The organism is Streptomyces sp. NPDC093149, assembly GCF_044754145.1.
Taxonomy (GTDB): domain Bacteria; phylum Actinomycetota; class Actinomycetes; order Streptomycetales; family Streptomycetaceae; genus Streptomyces.
In genome coordinates this window covers 255,174-272,972 of record NZ_JBIVON010000008.1, presented here as the reverse complement: position 1 = coordinate 272,972, position 17,799 = coordinate 255,174, and the positions used below count along the sequence as shown (strand labels likewise).

General features: G+C 70.0%; 11 protein-coding genes. 6 read left to right on the top strand and 5 right to left on the bottom strand.

From position 1 onward, the window contains the following. Window positions 1-122: 122 nt before the first annotated feature. From ACIQCZ_RS24785 to ACIQCZ_RS24770, 4 genes are all read right to left on the bottom strand, one after another. Complete coding sequence (locus tag ACIQCZ_RS24785) at window positions 123-611, bottom strand: carboxymuconolactone decarboxylase family protein (RefSeq protein ID WP_402284870.1); 489 nt, start codon at window positions 609-611, stop codon at window positions 123-125. Between the two features lie 179 nt (window positions 612-790). Next, on the bottom strand, window positions 791-1,585 hold the full coding sequence (locus ACIQCZ_RS24780; RefSeq protein ID WP_402284869.1) for an integrase: 795 nt from the start codon (window positions 1,583-1,585) through the stop codon (window positions 791-793). Window positions 1,586-1,852: 267 nt separating this feature from the next. After that, the gene (locus tag ACIQCZ_RS24775; RefSeq protein ID WP_402284868.1) at window positions 1,853-2,656 is read right to left on the bottom strand and encodes an alpha/beta hydrolase; all 804 of its coding nucleotides are present in this window, start codon (window positions 2,654-2,656) and stop codon (window positions 1,853-1,855) included. Between the two features lie 41 nt (window positions 2,657-2,697). Then, the gene (locus ACIQCZ_RS24770) at window positions 2,698-4,884 is read right to left on the bottom strand and encodes a hypothetical protein (RefSeq protein ID WP_402284867.1); all 2,187 of its coding nucleotides are present in this window, start codon (window positions 4,882-4,884) and stop codon (window positions 2,698-2,700) included. 189 nt (window positions 4,885-5,073) lie between these two features. On the opposite strand from ACIQCZ_RS24770, the gene ACIQCZ_RS24765 reads away from it, so the two are divergent. The 3 genes from ACIQCZ_RS24765 (at window position 5,074) to ACIQCZ_RS24755 (ending at window position 10,298) form a co-directional block, all read left to right on the top strand. After that, the gene (locus ACIQCZ_RS24765; RefSeq protein WP_402284866.1) at window positions 5,074-6,102 is read left to right on the top strand and encodes a LacI family DNA-binding transcriptional regulator; all 1,029 of its coding nucleotides are present in this window, start codon (window positions 5,074-5,076) and stop codon (window positions 6,100-6,102) included. Between the two features lie 30 nt (window positions 6,103-6,132). Beyond that, window positions 6,133-9,141, top strand: coding sequence for a glycoside hydrolase family 2 TIM barrel-domain containing protein (locus ACIQCZ_RS24760; protein WP_402284865.1), 3,009 nt, complete (start codon window positions 6,133-6,135; stop codon window positions 9,139-9,141). Window positions 9,142-9,230: 89 nt separating this feature from the next. Then, window positions 9,231-10,298 carry a LacI family DNA-binding transcriptional regulator gene (locus tag ACIQCZ_RS24755; protein ID WP_402284864.1) on the top strand — a complete coding sequence of 356 codons (1,068 nt, stop codon included), beginning with the start codon at window positions 9,231-9,233 and terminating at the stop codon, window positions 10,296-10,298. 33 nt (window positions 10,299-10,331) lie between these two features. Here the strand turns inward: ACIQCZ_RS24755 and ACIQCZ_RS24750 are convergent, their stop codons facing one another. Continuing rightward, entirely contained in the window at window positions 10,332-10,787 is a 456-nt protein-coding gene (locus tag ACIQCZ_RS24750) for a hypothetical protein (protein WP_402284863.1), read from the bottom strand. A 775-nt stretch (window positions 10,788-11,562) separates the two neighbouring features. Between ACIQCZ_RS24750 and ACIQCZ_RS24745 the strand changes: the two genes are divergently transcribed. From ACIQCZ_RS24745 to ACIQCZ_RS24735, 3 genes are all read left to right on the top strand, one after another. Continuing rightward, window positions 11,563-13,335, top strand: coding sequence for an alpha-galactosidase (locus ACIQCZ_RS24745; protein ID WP_402284862.1), 1,773 nt, complete (start codon window positions 11,563-11,565; stop codon window positions 13,333-13,335). A 79-nt stretch (window positions 13,336-13,414) separates the two neighbouring features. Next, on the top strand, window positions 13,415-16,243 hold the full coding sequence (locus tag ACIQCZ_RS24740; protein ID WP_402284861.1) for a hypothetical protein: 2,829 nt from the start codon (window positions 13,415-13,417) through the stop codon (window positions 16,241-16,243). Between the two features lie 277 nt (window positions 16,244-16,520). After that, window positions 16,521-17,792, top strand: a complete 1,272-nt coding sequence (locus ACIQCZ_RS24735) for an enolase C-terminal domain-like protein (RefSeq protein ID WP_402284860.1) — start codon at window positions 16,521-16,523, stop codon at window positions 17,790-17,792. Window positions 17,793-17,799: the final 7 nt, after the last annotated feature.

Sequence of the window (17,799 nt, the reverse complement as noted above, 5' to 3'; positions counted from 1 at the left end):
CGCGGCGCCCCGGCCCCGGGGGGGGGGCGGCCCCCCCCCCCCCCCCGGGGGGGGGGGGGGGGGGGCCCCCCCCCGGCGGGGGGGGGCCCCCCCCCCGCCCCCCCCCCCCCCGCGACACCGGATCACTGCCGGGGGACCCCGCGCACAGGATGCTTGCTCATGACGGAGACCCGGTTGAACGCGTTGATGGTGATCGCCACCCAGATCACCGCGGAGATCTCGTCGTCGGTGAGGATCCGCCGGGCCGCGTCGTAAGCGTTCTCCTGTGCGAGAGCGTTGGCGGGCTCGGTGGTCGCCTCGGCCAGGGCGAGTGCCGCACGTTCCTGTGCCGTGAACAGTTCGGTGTCGCGCCAGGCGGCCAGCACACCCAGGCGCTGGGTGGTCTCGCCCGCACGCAGTGCGGCCCGGGTGTGCACGTTGAGGCAGTAGGCGCAGTTGTTGATCTGTGACACGCGGAGGTTGATCAGCTCCACGAGCGTGAGGTCCAGTCCGGCGTCCGCGGCGACCGCGCGGACCGCCCCGGATGTCTCGACCAGTGCGTCGTAGGCCTTCGGACTCTGCTTGTCCACGAAGACCCGCTTCCTCACGGGGCCTGCTGTCGTCTCACTCAATCCGGACTCCTTCACGGTACTTCTGGGCCCCCGCTCGTCCTGCGTGCGCCCGATGAGCGTCGGTTCACGATCGGGCTTGATCATTGAACATGAAATCATCTCTGGCGGGGCCGTGCGATGAGCCGCGATGAGCGACGTCGCGACCCGAAGGGGCCCGGGGCGGGAACGCCCTGCGACGGTCAGGCCTCACCGAGGTCGGTGCAGTACGCGATCGTCGCATCGTCCGCCGCCACCGCGCGGCGAGCCTCCGCCTGCCGGACACGATCGACGACTTCGGCGGGTCCGCTCGACTTCAGGACGGCCATGACCCCTGGCCAGTCGGTGAGCCGGAACCTGTCCACGACACGGGCGGCTCCATTGCTGAGCAGGACAGCGCCGGTCAGTTCGGATACCGGACAGCTTCCGGTGATCGCCTCGTCCGCCGCCCGTGGGTCGTCCTTGGCCACCCAGAAGCCACCGGGCCGGTTCCGGCAGGCACGCAGGCTCCGGAGGACGCGGTGGTACTCCTCGCTGCCCGCCGCGGTGGCCCGGAGCGCGGACCGGTACGACCGGCTGATGATCACCTCTCGGGGATCCGAGACGACGAGCGGCGCACCGTCCGCCCTGTCGAGCACGACGACCGAGTCGCCGAGCACCAAGTACTCGACGAGGCCGTCGGACAGGCGCAGGACGGCTACGGTCGCCGACGGACTGATGGGGTCGGTGACGTCGCAGATGCCGCGGTGGTCGTCCGTCACCTGCTCGATGGCCTCGGCGAGCAGCGCCGGAAGGCCGCGGTCCCGTACGAGTGACAAGAGGCCGAGGAGGCTGCCTCCCAGGCGGCTGGCGTACCAGGCCACGCCGTGCCGACAGACTGATTCGGCGCCGGGGATGCCGGCGCCGTCGATCAGCACCGCCGCCGTCGGCAGGGCGCCGGTGAAGTCCTCGTTCGTGCGGCCGGTGCGCGCCGCGGCGCTCGTCATCGTCACCCGCATGCCCTGTCCCCGTCCTCGCGTCGGTCAGGGCGCCGGCACCACCGAGCGCCGACGCCCCTCGGGCGCACACACGCTCCCCATGCATGATCGCCGATGCCGAGGAACATGTCGTCGGCACGACGCGGGCCGACCCGGTGGCGATCTGCGCCGACCGTCATGGGAGCGATGGACCGGCCCCGGCCGGGCCGGTGCCGGGTGCACGGACACGGCGTCCACCGTCCGCCCGGCGGTACCCTCCGACCTGTGCCGGTGGCGCCTGTCCCGCAGTCATCCGCGGGAGGGTCCGGCCGCTGCCGCTGCGTGCTTCAGCCACCGTGTCGTCACCGCGACCGCCTCGGCCTCGTGCTCGCGGGTGTGGAAACCGTGAGCGGCACCGGAGACGGCGTGGAACTCCCAGTCCGCGATCGCCTCGGCGGTCCGTCGGGCGATGTCGAAGGAGACATGGCTGTCACGGTCTCCGTGAAGCACCATTGTCGGCGGGCTGTCGGTGGCGTAGGCGTCGATCGGCCGGTACCAGGCCATCTCGGTGAACAGTACGCGGCCCAGAGGGAAGGCGCCGTTGAGGAGCAGACAGCCCTTCTCCATCATTCCCGCCATTGCCGCGGGGCCGAAGTTCGCCAGGCCCCACGGCAGTTCGGGCTCCAGGAAGGTCCGTCGCAGATCGAGCACGGGGTTCCACAGCACCAGTCCCACCAGCCGCTTCGCGAGCCAGGGCATGGACAGCCCGGTGGCCACGGCGCCGAAGCTGGCCGCCACCACTGCCAGCGGGCCGGGGAACTCCTTCTCGGCGTACTCGGCGACCGCCTGCAGATCGAGCATTTCCCCGGCGATCGTCACCCCCTCGGGGGTGCCGCCGCTGGCCCCGTGTCCACGGAAGCTGAACCGGACGGCGGCCATGCCGTGCGTGGACAGGCGGTCGGCGAGCCGGACGAACGCCCCGCCCTCGTCCAGGTCGGCGCAGACGCCATGGACGAGGAGCACCGTGCCGTGCGCCCCGGCGCCCGGAGCGGGGCGATGTACGGCAGCCGCCAACTCGATGCCGTCCAACGAGGTCACACGCACGACATCCATCACCCAACTCCTTGTACGGGGACCGGTCATCGGGATGACGCTCAGGGGACCCAGCGGTAGAGCAGCACCTTGTTGAAGAGGTCGTCCTCGACATTGACCAGGTACTCCCCGGTGGAACGCCGGACCGCGGAGATGCCGTAGGGGATGTCGACCCACCCGGTGCGGGTGACGCCGCCGACGTTGCTGCCGGGGAGCCAGCTGCCGACGGCGCTTCCGTCGCCGGCCCTCCAGACCCAGACCTGGCCGCGGGTCTGGACACCGACCGTGAAGATGTAGTCGCCCGCCCACGCGAGGCCCACCGTGGTCACGCCCGGTGTCGCCGTGGTGTCCCAGGGCAGGAGCATCGTCCAGGTTGCCGTTCGGTTGCCGGTGCTCCAACGGTCATAACGCGCCAGGACCTTGCCGGCCTCCTTCCAGTAGGCGTTCTCGAACGGTGCCGTGGGCGTGTACCCGGACATATACATGACGTCGCCGGCCACGTCGTAGTGCAGGCGGCGGACCGTGGTGAACGGCGCGGGCAGGGGGACCGTCACCATGCTGGCGTAGTCGTAGACCGGGTTGCCCTGGGCGTCGAAGCCCTGCAGGGGGTAGCGGCGCAGGTTGCGGTCCCCGCCCTCCCAGACGTCGCCGTTGGTGTCGACGAACCAGACCCAGCAGTTGCCCGGGGAGTTCTGGCCGGTGCCCGTCTGGAGGTATTCGCCGGCCTCGAACCTCCCGTTCCCGCTCAGGTCGCGCCAGATCCATTCGCCCTGTGCCGGCTGGTACGGCGGCCACGTGGGGTCGTCGCCGGTCCAGTGCTGTTTGAAGAACGCACCGGACGGCTTGGCGATCTCGCCCTCGAAACGGTAGATGAGCAGGTGCGACGAGTACATGCCGGTGATGTACATGTACAGCGAGCCGTTCTTGCGCACCAGCGTCGGAGAAGCGGCATGGTGCTGGTGACCGGCCAGGAACAGGCGTGCGTCCTGGGGGTACTTGACGGAGTCGAGGGAGTAGCCGCGCCAGGCCGCATCACGTCCCGGTGGCTTCGTGACGTCGAGACGGTAATGGCACTGCTTGGTGTAGACGTCCAGCCCGTCGGACTGCGGGTCGAAGTCGGCGGCGTCGACGAAGGCGCTCCCCTGAAGCTGCCAGACCAGGTTTCCCAGGGGGTCGAACTTGCGGATCCATGACCCGAACTCGCACATGGCGACGTACACGTTGCCCGCCGAGTCACCGCCGACTCCGGTGATGCCGAAGAACTTGTCGGCGATGTTGCGGCCCGGCGTTCCGGCCCCGATACCGCCGACCTGGCCCAGGCTCCGCGCCAGCACCGGCGTCCCGGAGAGGCTGCCGTACGTGTGCACCTGGCGGAGCGGGCCGTTGTCGCCGACCAGCAGGTCGCCATGGACGTCGATCGCCAGTGAGGTCGGGATCCAGTCGCCCGCAGGCCCGTTGATGGTTCCCGGCAACGCGGTCCCGGTGTTGGAGAAGTGCAGGATCCTCGCCGGACGCGCGGGATCGACGTGCCAGAAGTGTCCGTCGTTCGTGTCCCGTGTGATGTTCTCGACGACCCAGATGCCACCGTCGGCGTCGATCGCGACCGCACCCGGCTTGTTGACGCTCCAGCTCCGCAGGAGCGATCCGGTGGCCGCGTCGAACACCTTGACCTGGTTGGACACCCGGTCGGTGGCCACCACCTGCGTCGCCGAAGCGGCCGCTGCGGCCGGCGGGCTGCCCACGTTGAACGTCAAGGACGTGCCGGTGCCGTTCAGGTTGAAGCGCGTCAGGCCGTTGCCGACGGTGAGGTAGGCGTAGGACCGGTTGACCGCGACAGCGTCGCCGTTGGCGCCTCTGCAGTTCCCGACGAGGTGGCCGTCCTTGTAGATACCGGCATAGTTGCCGGCCTCGTCCCAGAAGCTGACGGTGTAGACCGCGCCGTCGGGGGTGACGGCGATGTTGAAGATGAAGTTCTGCACCCACTCGGTGGCCCCGGAGAACGTGTTTCCGGTCCAAGAGGTGACGACATCGGACGTGCTGACGGACGGAGAGGCGGCGACCGCCGATGCGGGAAGGCCACCTGACGCAGTGCCAGGAGCCGCCGTCGCGGTGGTGGCGCTCTCCATGGAGAACGCACCGGTCAGTCCGGCCGCGATCGCGGCGTTCCTGCCGTAGACCAACGCCTGGCGACGGGTCACCGCGCCTTTGCCGGGTGAGGGGAGGTTACGTTCCGGCGTCCTGTCGCTCATGATCAGGATCCTTTGCTCGGTGAGCATCTTCCGGTTGGTTGGACGTCAAGTGACCGGTCACTTGACGTCGTTGAAGATAGAGTCGCTCAAGCGGTGCGTCAATGCGTGCGAGTCTGCTTCCACTGGCCGACAGGCGGCCCTATGATCCGATGTGCTTCAAGTGAACGGTCATTGATGAGGGGTCCCTGAGTGTCCGATCGGCCGACTCTGCGCACCGTCGCCGCCAAGGCGGGTGTCTCGCACCAGACGGTCTCCCGGGTGGTGAACGGTGACCCGACGGTCACCGACGGCGTTCGGGACAAGGTGCTTTCCGCCATGCGTGTGCTCGACTACCGACCGAGCGCGGGCGCCCGCGCCCTCGCGAGCGGGCGCACCGAGGTCGTCGGGCTCGTCCTTCCGTACAACCCCGGCTTCGCGTTCTCCAACGACCACCTCATCCGCCTGGTCGGGGGAGCGGACCAGGAACTCGCCGCCCGAGGCTACGGCTTGCTGTTGTCCACCCCCGAGGTGCCCGACGACGCGGCCTCGGCCCACCGGCGCTTCACCCGGCGCCGTCAGGTCGACGGGCTGCTCGTGGAGGCCGGGGCCGGCGGGGAGGCGCTGCCCGCGCTGCGGTCGGCCGGCTATCCCACCGTCGTCATCGGCTACACCGACGAAGACGTCTACCGCGTCCACCCCGACGACGAGGGCGGCGCCTATGCCGTCACCCAGCACCTGCTCGCCCTGGGACACCGCCGGATCGGCGTCGTCAACGGCCCGGTGGAGAACCGGCTCGCCATGGCCGCCCGGCTGCGGGGCCTGCGCCGCGCCTTCGCCGACGCCCGCCGTGCGACCCCCGACGACCTGATGGAACACGGCGACTTCACCGCGGCTTCCGGCTACGCCGCATCCGCACGGCTGATGGCGCGACCCGAGCCGCCCACCGCCATCTTCGCCTTCAACGACAGCATGGCGTTCGGCGCGATGCGCTGGCTGCGCGAACACGGGCGAGCACTGCCGGCCGACGTATCCGTGGCGGGTTTCGACGACACCGCGGCCGCGGAACTCGTCGACCCCGCGCTGACCAGCGTCAGCCTGCACAGTACCGACGTGGGCCGCCGGGCCGCGCGGATCCTGCTCGACGTCCTGGACGGACGGCCCCCGGCACAACGCGAGAACATCACGCCCAGCACCCTCGAAGTCCGCGCGTCGACGGCACCACCCCCCAGGACGAACTGATCCGAGAGCAGGGAAAGGACAGCCGAACCGATGGAGCACACGCAGCGCTTTTCCACCGCGAACGCATACGTCGAGGACGTGTCACCCGGCAACGGCCGGGCACGGCCCCGTGCGTCGTTCCGTTCCGACGCACCGGTGATCGAACTGGACGGTTCGTGGAGCTTCCGGTTGGCCGCCGGGCTGCACGACCTGACCTCGGGATTCGAGGACCCCGAGTTCGACGCGGATGCCTGGACCCGTATCACGGTGCCCTCGTGCTGGCAGATGGACGGCCTGCCGGGACCCACCCGCTTCGGCGCCCCCGCCTACACGAACATCACGTACCCGATCCCGCTCGACCCGCCCCGGGTGCCCGACGACAACCCGACGGGGGAGTACCGACGGGAGTTCGAGGCCGAAGAGGGCTTCGCCGGCGAAGGAGCGGCGGTCCTCAGGTTCGAGGGCGTGGACTCGTGCTTCGCGGTCTGGCTGAACGGGACGCGGCTGGGTGACGGCAAGGGCAGCAGGCTGCCGACCGAGTTCGACGTCACGGACGTGCTGCGCCCCGGACGCAACGTACTGGCGGTCCGGGTGCACCAGTGGTCCGCCGGGACCTACCTGGAAGACCAGGACATGTGGTGGCTGTCGGGGATCTTTCGCTCGGTGCGGCTGCTGGCCCGGCCCGCCGGGGGCATCGCCGACTTCTTCGTCCACGCCGACTACGACCACCACACGGGCGTGGGCATGCTGCGCATCGACGTCGAGGGCGCGGCCCGGCTCACCGTCGCGGAACTCGGGCTCGTCGACGCCGACCCGGCCGGACCGCACGCCATCACCGGTGTCACGCCCTGGAGCGACGAACAACCACGCCTCTACCAGGGTGAGTTGACGACGGCGACGGAACGGGTGCCGATCCTGATCGGCTTCCGGCGGATCGAGGTCGAGAACGGGGTGCTGACCGCCAACGGCAAGCCCTTGCTCTTCCGCGGCGTCAACCGGCACGAATGGCATCCGGTCACCGGACGGACGCTGACCCACGAGACGATGCTCGCCGACGTTCTGCTGATGAAACAGCATCACATCAATGCCGTCAGGACGAGCCACTACCCGCCGGACTCGGCCTTCCTCGACCTGTGCGACGAATACGGGCTCTGGGTGATCGACGAATGCGACCTGGAGACACACGGCTTCTCGAAGAACGCCTGGCGGAGCAACCCCGGTGCCGACCAGGTCTGGCGGGCTGCGCTGCTCGACCGGGCCGAGCGGATGGTGGAACGGGACAAGAACCATCCCAGCGTCGTGATCTGGTCGCTGGGCAACGAGTCGGGCACCGGCGCGAACCTGGAGGCCATGGCCGCATGGATCCGCGAACGGGACCCGGGTCGCCTCATCCACTACGAGGGCGACTGGGACAACTGCGTGTGCACCGACCTCTATTCGGTGATGTACCCGGACCACGCCACGGTGGCGGCGATCGCGTGCGGGCAGGAACCGCTGACCGGGGACCCCGCGAACGACGCGCGGCGGCGCGCCATGCCGTTGCTGCTGTGCGAGTACGGCCACGCCATGGGCAACGGGCCCGGCGGACTGCGGGAGTACCAGGAGCTGTTCGAGGCACATCCGCGACTGGCCGGAGGCTTCGTCTGGGAGTGGATCGACCACGGCATCGTACGGCTCGACGATGGCGGAACCCCGTATCACGCCTACGGCGGGGACTTCGGAGAGCCCGTCCACGACGGCAACTTCGTCATCGACGGGCTGCTGTTCCTGGACCGCACCCCCTCGCCCGGTTTGCTGGAGTACGCGAAAGTCATCGAACCGGTCAGGATCGAGGCCGAGTCGGACCGGGCCATGGTGATCCGCAACCTCCACCACACACGTGACACCGGTCATCTCAGGTGGACTTGGCGCCTGGAGGCGGAGGGTGTCCCCGTGGCCGAGGGCGAGTGGGACGTACCGGTGATCGGGCCCGGCGCACAGGACCGTGTCGATCGGCCCGAGACCCTGACCAAGGCCGTCGAGACGGCCGGGTCAGGAGAGCTCTGGCTGACCGTGAGCGCCGAACTCGCCGCGAACGAACCCTGGGCCGACGCGGGGCACACGGTGGCCTGGACCCAGATCTGCGTGGGTGCCGACAGCGCGTCGCAGGGCGTTCTGTCCCAGGTCCCACCGGCACGCGGAGGCGGGGGCCGGTTCTCGGTACCGCGCCGCGACGGTGACACGATCACGCTGGGCGCCGGACGGTTCGACACGGTCACCGGGGCCCTGGTCAGCCTCGGTGAGCTGCCGGTGCGCGGGCCCCGGGTCGATGTGTGGCGGGCACCGATCGACAACGACCGGTTCTCCCCCCTCGGCGCGGCATGGCAGCAGGCCGGACTGGACCGTCTCCGGCACAAGGTCCTGGACGTCGGGACCGACGACGACGGGATCACCGTACGGACCAGGATCTCCCCGGCGGGCTCGGATCTCGCCCTGCTCGTCGACTACCGCTGGACGGCCGAGGACGGGAACCGGCTTGTGCTGACCGTCGACACCACACCGACGCGGCCGTGGCCCGTCCCACTGCCCAGGCTCGGCGCGGCAATGACCCTGCCCGGCGAGTTCGACCAGGTCAGCTGGTTCGGCCTCGGCCCCGGTGAGGCCTACCGTGACAGTGATTCCGCGGTGCGGGTCGGACGGTACGAGAGCACCGTCGAAGCGATGCAGACCCCTTACGTGCGTCCGCAGGAGAACGGCAACCGCAGACACCTCCGGTGGGCCCGCCTCACCCGCTCCCGTCCGGGCGGGGACGGCACCCGCGGCATCGAGATCACCGGCGGTCCGTGGTTCGACCTGACCGTGAAGCCCTGGTCCACTCAGGCGTTGCAGAGCGCGACCCATACCGCCGGCCTGGAGTCCGACGGCCTCGTCCACCTCAACATCGACCTCGAACACCACGGTCTCGGCAGCGGCTCGTGCGGGCCGTCCGTCCAGCCACGGCATCATCTGGCCGCGGTTCCGGCCCGATTCATGTTCGGGATTCGGCCCATCGAAGCGGAGGCCGACGATGGCGTAGGGTGATCCGCGGGACCTCGGCGGCTGTGCGGTTGCCCAGCGGGACAACGTTGGCGCCCTCACAGGGCCATGTCGCCGAGAGGAGCGTTCCGTCCATGAGTACACCGGGTCCGAGCACGACCGGGCCGAGGCGCCCGACGATGGTCGATGTCGCGCGCGAGGCAGGCGTCAGCCTCAAGACCGTCTCGCGCGTGGTGAACGGCGTGTCCACCGTCGACCCGGAGCTGGCCGAGCGTGTGCTGACCGCGGTGACCCGGCTGGGGTTCCGGCGCAACAACAAGGCCCGGGACCTGCGTTCGCGCAGTACGTCGGCGACGGTCGGTCTGCTCATCGAGGATCTGGCGAACCCCTTCTACGCGGGCATCGCCGCCGCGGCTGCGCAGTGCGCCCTGGAGCACGACACGCTGCTGATCACGGCCAGCTCGGAGGAGGACGCCGACCGCGAGCGCAAGCTCCTGCTGCAGATGTGCGAGCACCGGGTCGACGGACTGCTGGTCGTGCCTGCCGGCAGCACCGCCGACCATGTCTACCTGCGCGCCGAGATCGAGATGGGCACACCGGCCGTCTTCCTCGACCGCCCTCCCACCAATCTGCGCGCCGACACCGTGCTCATCGACAACGCGGCGGGCGCACGGGACGCGATCGAGCACCTGGTGGCCCGTGGTCATGAGCGGATCGGTGTGCTGTCGGACTGGCTGAGCATCCACCCCATGGCCGAGCGGCTGTCGGCCGCCGAGAGCGCGCTGGAGCGGGCCGGGCTGCCGTACCGGCCCGACCTGATCCGGTACGGCTTGCACGCGCTGCGCGACACCGAGGCCGCGGTCGAGCGGATGGTCTCGGCGCCGCAGCCGCCCACCGCGCTCTTCGCTCTCAACAACCGGATCACGCTCGGTGCCCTCGGTGCGTTGAACCGGCTGGGGCAGGACCTGGACGTGGTCGGTTTCGACGACTTCGAGACCGCCGGTCTGATGGCGCGCCCGCTGACCGTCGTCTCCTACGATGTGCGGGCCATCGGCAGGATCGGTGCCGAATTGCTGTTCAAGCGCATCGCGGGGGACACGTCGCGCCCCCAGACGGTCGTGATCCCCACAAGCCTTGTCGAGCGCTGCACGTCGGGCGCCGCGACCGAGGACCACCCCACCGCACCGGACGTCGCCCGCTGAAGGCTGCCGGGGCCGTCAGGACGCCACAGCAACTCAAGCCCGCACCACGGCGAGGCGCATGGCCTCCATCAGCTCCTCGCGGGCCGCACGGAAGCCACGGCGTGCCTCAGCGCACTCGGGATCATCCCGCCGTGCTCCAGCCGCCACCGCGTCTCGGTACAGGGCGAGCTTGTAGCCGGCGTCTCTGGCCTTCGACACGACATGTGACGGTGCCAGCAGTTCGAGCTGATACTGCTTGACATGTACCCCGTGCTCCAGCAGAGCACTCCGCACCTGCTCCAACTGCGTTGCGTCCGGTGCGCGGCTTGCCTGGCTTATCACGTCCCTCGCCTGTGTCAGCGCTTCCAGGAACTGAACGTACGAGGACCGCAACAGCTCTCTGTCACGTTCGCCCGCATCCCGCCGCCATCGCAACCGATCCGCCAGAAGAGTGCTTCCGACACCGATGACCGCTCCCAACATGGTGCTGACCAACGTCGTCCATTCCATGGCCGCAGAGTACGAAACGTCCCAACCGGCAGCCAGAGCCTGACAGGCGTAACGGGCACGGGCTGTTTCGGTGATCGGACACACATCGATTCGGAACGCGCAGAGCGGACGTGGAGACCGCGGGGCTTCACTCCCCGGTCGGGCGCGACCTCCGGGTGTGTGCTTCATCGGGTACCGGACGGCGCGGAGTTGAAGAATCCGGGTTCGGAACCAACAAGCCCCCGCACACCGGAAGTCGGGGCATTCTCCGGCGACGCGGCGAGGTGCCGTAGCCGTCGTCGCGCGAGCGGCCGGAACTTCGGACACCACCTGGGCGCGGTGGCGACCGCTTCCGCCGATCGTCGTGCGTCCGTCGCGAAGCGGACACGGTCCAGGCGTGACTTCGGTTTCCCGCACACTGTCGGGGAAAGCAGGGCGCCCGGAAATCACCGTGTGCCGTCGACACGACTCCCTGGGGGAACCGGTGGCCGACAGTCGCTCCCAACCTCTAGGCAACGTTGTCTCGACTGGCTATGGTTCAGAACCGACCCACGGAGGGCGGCGATTACGGCCTTGTGCCAGGAAAGCTCGTGTCGCACTGGTCGACGGCCCCCCAGTTCATTGCCATCGGCTATCTGAGCAGGGGCGATCCTCCCGTATGTCGATGGGAAAGCTGCTGATGTAAAGCCGGCACCTTCAGGCAGGCGAAGGTGTCCCGAGCGAGTGTGCTGCATCGCTAGGCAACGTTGTCTCACCTCGTTGTGTTTCAAGGGCCGAACCTTGGAGGGAACCGGAGATGGCCGACACCATGGATCTGGCGCAGTTGTGGGCCGACCATGACGCGATCCACGTGAACGGCGTCGAGGTCGCTCTGCTGACCGGAGGCTCGCGTCCCGAGGTGGAGCACGACGAGGACGGAGCGGTGATCCGCCTTCAGGCCGGTCCGGCCGGGCCGGTGCTGTTGCGTCTGGCCGTCCCGATCGGCGACGCCGTCGGCTACTGGCACCCGGCGGCCGGCTGGGACCGGCACCTGGTCGCGGACTGGGCGAGCAGGTGGCGCAGCGTCGGTCTCGTCGCCTCGGCGCCACTGGGCTGCCTGTACGACGCGGCCGGCTCGGCGCTGCTGGCGTTCGCGTCCGACCGGGTCACGGCGACGACCAGGATCCGGTTCGGTGTCGCGGAGGCCACGGCCCGCTTCGGGGTCTGGCTGGCCATGGACCTGCGTCCGGGAGAGAGCTGCGCCGTACGCCTCCAGGCCGCGGGACGCTCCTTCACCGACACGATGCGGGCCCTGACACACCGGCTCCGCGACGGCGACGCGCTGCCCACGCCCGACGCGGCCCGCACCCCGGCCTACTCGACCTGGTACTCGCTGCACCGGGACGTGGACGCGGCGCGGGTCGAGGCCGAGGCGGCGCGCGCGGCCGAGGCCGGCTGCGGAATCCTGCTGCTGGACGACGGCTGGCAACAACGGGCCCAGGGCCCCGGCTACTCCGGGAGCGGCGACTGGACGCCGGACCCGGCGAAATTCCCCGACTTCGCCGCTCACGTCAAGACCGTTCAGGGCCTCGGGCTGCGCTACCTCGCCTGGATCGCCCCGCTGCTGATCGGCGAACGCACCCTGGCGCACGAGGAGATGAAGGCGTTCGCCCCGCATGCCGTGCCACGCCTCTCGTGCCGTGTCCTCGACCCGCGCCACGAGGAGGTCAGGCGGTTCGTCACCGAGGCCTGCGTGCACCTCGTACGCCGTTACGGCCTGGACGGACTGAAGATCGACTTCCTGGATTTCGCGATGCTCCACGCCCAGGAGGAGGGTGGCCGTGCCGACAGCGACATCGGCGTGGCGATGCGGCTGCTGCTGACCGAGCTGCGCGAGCGACTGCGCGAACTGCGCGGCGACGAACTGCTCGTCGAACTCCGGCAGCCCTACACCGGTCCGGGCATGGTCGGCTTCGGCAATCTGCTGCGCGCCGAGGACTGCCCGGCCGACGCGACCGCCAACCGGGTTCGGACGCTGGACATCGCCGCCACCACGGCCGGAGCCGTCCACTCGGACATGCTCATGTGGGACCCCGGGGCGACGGCGGAGACGGCGGCCAGGCAACTTCACTCGGCCCTCTACGCGACCCCGCAGATCTCCGTGCCACTGGCAGGGCAGTCCGCCGAGCACCGCGCGATGACGACCTTCTGGCTCGGGTTCTGGTGGGACCACCGCGACGTCCTCACCCGTGGCGAGATCCGCGCGGGACGACCGGACCAGCTCTACGAGACGGTGATCGCGAGCGCCGGGAAGCGAGCCGTGATCACCTACTACGCCGAACACCGTGTCGCTCCGCTGCGCCTCGAAGCCTTCACCGAGACCGCCCTCGTCAACTCCACCGCCGCCGCGCACGTGGTCCTGGACGTGGACGGCCGTGCCGTGGAGGTCCGGCTGGACGCGGCGGACGCCTGCGGCCGGCCCGTCGGTTCGTCCGTCCGGACCCTGGGTCCCGGCCTGCACTCGATCCCCGTTCCCCCCTCCGGTCTGTGCGTGCTCAGGCCGGTGCCACCCGCGGATTGCCCGCGCTGACGTCTGGAGAGGTCCGCTCGTGTCGAACAGCCAAGATCGACGTCCTCGTACCACCGGGGAATCGCCGGCTCCCGGCGACATGTCCCGCCGCACACTCGTGGGCCTGGGGGCCGCGACCGTCCTCGGGGCGGCTGCCACCGGCGTTCTGGCGCCGCGCGCCCAGGCCGCCGGACCGGCTGCCCCGCAGGCCGTCGCGGCGGGCCCCACGGTCACGCTCGCCTTCTCCGACCCGACCGGGCTCTACCCGGTCGACGGCGACGCCCCGGCAACCCCCGACCTGCTGGTCTCCGTGACCAGCCCCACCGCACTGAGCGGAACGATCGCGTGGTCCGTCTCGGCGCGCAACCAGTCCCCCGGAGGCGGAACGGAGCCCTTCGAGGTGGCGGCGGGCACCCCAAGCACGGTCACGATCCCGCTCGGCCCGCTCGGCCCCGACTACTACCTGGTCACCGCGACCGTCACGGACGCGGCCGGCACGCAGCTGCTCGCGCAGACCGTGGGGCTCGGCGTGATCCGGCCCACGGTCGCCGGACGGCGTCCGCAGTCGGTGTTCGGGATGGGCATCCGACCGGAATCCACCCCGGCGATCACCAAGCAGATCGCGCAGCGCATCGGCGTGAAGTGGACCCGGGGCATCGCCTCCGTCCAGCCCGACACCGTGTCCCCGAGAGCGGGGGTGTTCTGGCAGCAGCCGCAGATCGACGTCGCCCGAGCCGAGATAGCCGACTGGCACGAGCACGGGATCGAGACCCTCGGCGGCATCAACTACAACATGTCCTGGAACGTCCAGCCGGGCCCGAACGGCGAGCCGCTCAAGCTCTACCAGAACCGGCCCAAGGACATGACCGCCCATGTCGAGATGGTCTACCACGCGATTGCTCCGTTGCAGGACCTGGTCCCCAACTGGGAGCTGTGGAACGAGCCGTGGGTCCACGGCTGGACCTGGAAGACCGGCGACGCACAGGACTACCGGGACATGTGCCGGATGATCTGGGAACGGCTGAAGCCGGAGTACCCGGACGTGAACCTGATCGGCGGCGGTTCGGTCTCGTACAACCGTGACATCGTCTATGCCCAGGGCTCCAAGGACACCGGCTACATCGACGGTTCGGTCAACCACGCCTACGGCTACCCCGACGCCACGCAGTACGCGATGGCCAAGACGCAGATCAAGATGGACAAGCTCTGGTCGCGCACGAAGGGGCGCGCCGGGCAGTGGCAGACCGAGCTCGGAACCGCCACCCGCTACAACTTCGCCGACCTGCCTCCCGAGGAGGCCGCCTACGGGGTGGCCCGGACGCTGGCTCCCACCTATCTGCTGCACATGCTCGCCGGTGCCGAGGAGGACAGCTCCATCCGGATCTTCTGGTTCTCCCTGTCCTACGACAAGGGCTACTCCGGCGACGACTTCAACATCTACGACGCGAAGACCAGGACCCCGCGGCCCGTGGTGGTCGCCTACGCCACGATGACGAGCCTTCTCGAAGACTCGGTGTTGCAGGAGGAGTTGTACCCCGACGCGAAGTCCACGTGGGGCTTCCTCTTCCGCGGCGCCGACGGCAAGGGCAGGGCCGCCGTCTACGCCGACCAGCTCTACGACGGCACCGACGAGCACCAGAGTGCCGGTCACACCGGCACGCTCACCCTGAACGACGCCCGCGGCATCCGCGCCTACGACTATCTCGGGCGTCGGCTCACCGACGGCAGGTCGTCCCGTGTCACGCTGACGCTGAAGCCGTGGGAGGCCGTCTACTTCGACAGCGATCTGTCACCGGCCGCGCTCCGCAAGGTGCTGACCGACGGTGCGTGCTTCGACTACACCACGCCGCTGCACGTCAGCCCGCTGTCCTTCGTCAAGCCGCTCGACGCGACGAGCACCATCGACGTACGGGTGGAGAACGTCACGCCGAAGGTGCTGGACGCCTCGCTCGGGATCACCCCGCCGACGGGCTGGCGACTGGGGCGGCGGACGGTTCCGGTCAACGGGATCAAGCCCGGGGAGTCCCGCGTCGTCTCCTTCCCCGTCACGGATTTCGAGGCCGACGACAACAACCGGTACACCGTCGGATACGACGTCACCGTGGCTCACCGGCCGGGCTTCCACCAGAGCGGATCGCAGACCGTCCAGGTCGCCTACCTCCCGTTCCGGCACATCACCGTCGGCGGGAGCGCCAGCCAGTGGAACGACGTCATACCGGTGACGATGACCAGCGTGACCGCGGCCGGTGACAGCAAGACCTACTCGTTCCAGGCTGCCTGGGACGATGCCTTCCTGTACGTCAGGGCCCTGGTCGGAGACGATCTCCAGGTGTCGAACCCGGCGTTCACGGCCGACGAGTACAAGTTCCCGTTCCAGGCGGACAGCATCCAACTGGCCTTCGACGCGAAGGCCGACAAGACCGAGGACCTGCTGGCCGGCGACCCGCACTACGAGAAGTGCCTGCGGTCGATCTCGCACCTCTACGTCGCCACCCTGGCCACCGGGGGCCGTTCCGAGCTGCACCGGCAGCTGGCGCCGGGCACCAACTACCAGACCTTCTACCCGACCAACGCGGTGCTCCCGACGCCGCTCGGCCCGATGGACGCGCAGCAGGCCGACGGCACCGAGGGCCGGGTGCTCGTCTCCCGGGACGACGCCAACAAGCTGACCCGATACGAGATCGCACTCGCCTGGAGTCAACTCCCCGAACTGGCGGCCGAGGTGAGAGCCGCGCGTCCCGGGAGCGTCACCCGGGCCACGTTCGCCGTCCAGGTGCAGGACGCCGGAACGACCGGTCACGGCGCCACGTACTGGACGACGCAGTCGGCACCCCCGACGTCGGGTTGCTACAACTTCGCCCCGTTCTGGGGCACCGGCGCGCAGTTCACCGGCGGTCGCGTGGACTCCCGGTGGGGCATCGGGCGCTGAGCTGCGCCCGGCCGTCCGCGGCGCCCGCCCGGCGGGAGTCCGGCGTCCGGGCGGCCCCGGTGCCGGACTCCCGCCCGCCCCGCGGGCCCCGCACGCACAGCCAGAGGTCCCGGCCGAGGAAGCGGAACGAACACGCCCCGCGTCCCCGGCCGAGGAACCGGAACGAACACGGCCCGGGTTCCCGACCGAGGAACCGGACCCGACGTGGACCAGCGGTACCCGTCGGCCCGGCGCTCGCACTCGTGGCGGGCGCCGGCCAGAACCAGGAGCCACACCTGTGAGCGACACTCCCGACAAGCCCATCGAGCCGCCGTGGGCGAAGCCCTCCGGCGTCCGGATCACCTCGGTCCGGGCCATCCTCACCGCACCGGCCGGTACGACGCTCGTCGTCGTGCGGGTCGACACCAGCGAACCCGGACTGTACGGACTGGGCTGCGCCACCTTCACCCAGCGGGCGGCGGCGGTCGCCACCTCGGTCGACGAGTACCTGGCACCGCAGCTGATCGGGCGCGACCCCGCCGACATCACCGACATCGCGTCGACCCTGCACGTCAGCGGATACTGGCGCTCGGGCCCGGTGCTCAACAACGCGCTGTCCGGGGTGGACATGGCGCTGTGGGACATCAAGGGGAAGCAGGCCGGTCTCCCGGTGTGGCAGCTTCTCGGCGGCCGGTGCCGTACCGCGGTTCCCCTGTACGCGCACGCCCAGGGGCGGGACGCCGAGGAGGTCGCCGACGACGTGCGCGGCCTGATGTCCCAGGGATACCGGTACGTGCGCTGTCAGGTGGCGGTACCCGGCGCCGGCACCTACGGGGCGCCGGCCGCCGCGGCCCCGGCCGGCTCCCCTCCGCCCCTGACCCCGAACGCCTGGGACCCGGCGGCGTACCGGCGCACCGTCCGGGAGCTGTTCGGGCATCTGCGCCAGGAACTGGGTGCCGAGGTCGAGCTGATCCACGACGTCCACGAGCGCGTCCACCCCACCGACGCCGTACGCCTCGCGAAGGATCTGGAACCGTACGACCTGTTCTATCTGGAGGACCCGGTCGCGCCGGAGGACATCGACTGGCTCCGTACCCTGCGCAGCCGGACGGTGACTCCCATCGCCATCGGTGAACTGTTCACCAACCCCGCCGAGTACCGGCCCGTGGTCCAGGAGCGGCTCTGCGACTTCATCCGCGTCCACATCTCCGCCATCGGCGGCATCACCCCGGCCTGGCGGCTCGCGAACGCCTGCGAACTGTTCGGTGTACGTACCGCGTGGCACGGCCCCGGTGACGTCTCGCCCATCGGCCATGCCGCCAACCTGGCCCTGGACCTGGCCTGTCCGAACTTCGGGATCCAGGAGCAGCACCTGTTCGGGTCCGCCGCGCAGGAGGTTTTCCCCGGCTGCCCCGAGATCCGCGACGGCCACCTGTGGCCGAGCACCGCACCCGGACTCGGCATCGACTTCGACGAACGCCTTGCCCTGAAGCACCCGCCCCGGTTCCCCGCCCCCGGTGACGCGTGGAAGCCGCCGCGCCGCGCCGACGGTGCCCTCCAACGCCCCTGACCGACCG

What these genes read in the sequence shown, in the direction of transcription:
- ACIQCZ_RS24770 (WP_402284867.1), bottom strand. Translation starts at nt 4,884, where the DNA reads ATGAGCGACAGGACGCCGGAACGTAACCTCCCCTCACCCGGCAAAGGC.
- ACIQCZ_RS24745 (WP_402284862.1), top strand. Translation starts at nt 11,563, where the DNA reads ATGGCCGACACCATGGATCTGGCGCAGTTGTGGGCCGACCATGACGCG.
- ACIQCZ_RS24740 (WP_402284861.1), top strand. Translation starts at nt 13,415, where the DNA reads ATGTCCCGCCGCACACTCGTGGGCCTGGGGGCCGCGACCGTCCTCGGG.
- ACIQCZ_RS24780 (WP_402284869.1), bottom strand. Translation starts at nt 1,585, where the DNA reads ATGCGGGTGACGATGACGAGCGCCGCGGCGCGCACCGGCCGCACGAAC.
- ACIQCZ_RS24775 (WP_402284868.1), bottom strand. Translation starts at nt 2,656, where the DNA reads ATGGATGTCGTGCGTGTGACCTCGTTGGACGGCATCGAGTTGGCGGCT.
- ACIQCZ_RS24760 (WP_402284865.1), top strand. Translation starts at nt 6,133, where the DNA reads ATGGAGCACACGCAGCGCTTTTCCACCGCGAACGCATACGTCGAGGAC.
- ACIQCZ_RS24755 (WP_402284864.1), top strand. Translation starts at nt 9,231, where the DNA reads ATGAGTACACCGGGTCCGAGCACGACCGGGCCGAGGCGCCCGACGATG.
- ACIQCZ_RS24750 (WP_402284863.1), bottom strand. Translation starts at nt 10,787, where the DNA reads ATGGAATGGACGACGTTGGTCAGCACCATGTTGGGAGCGGTCATCGGT.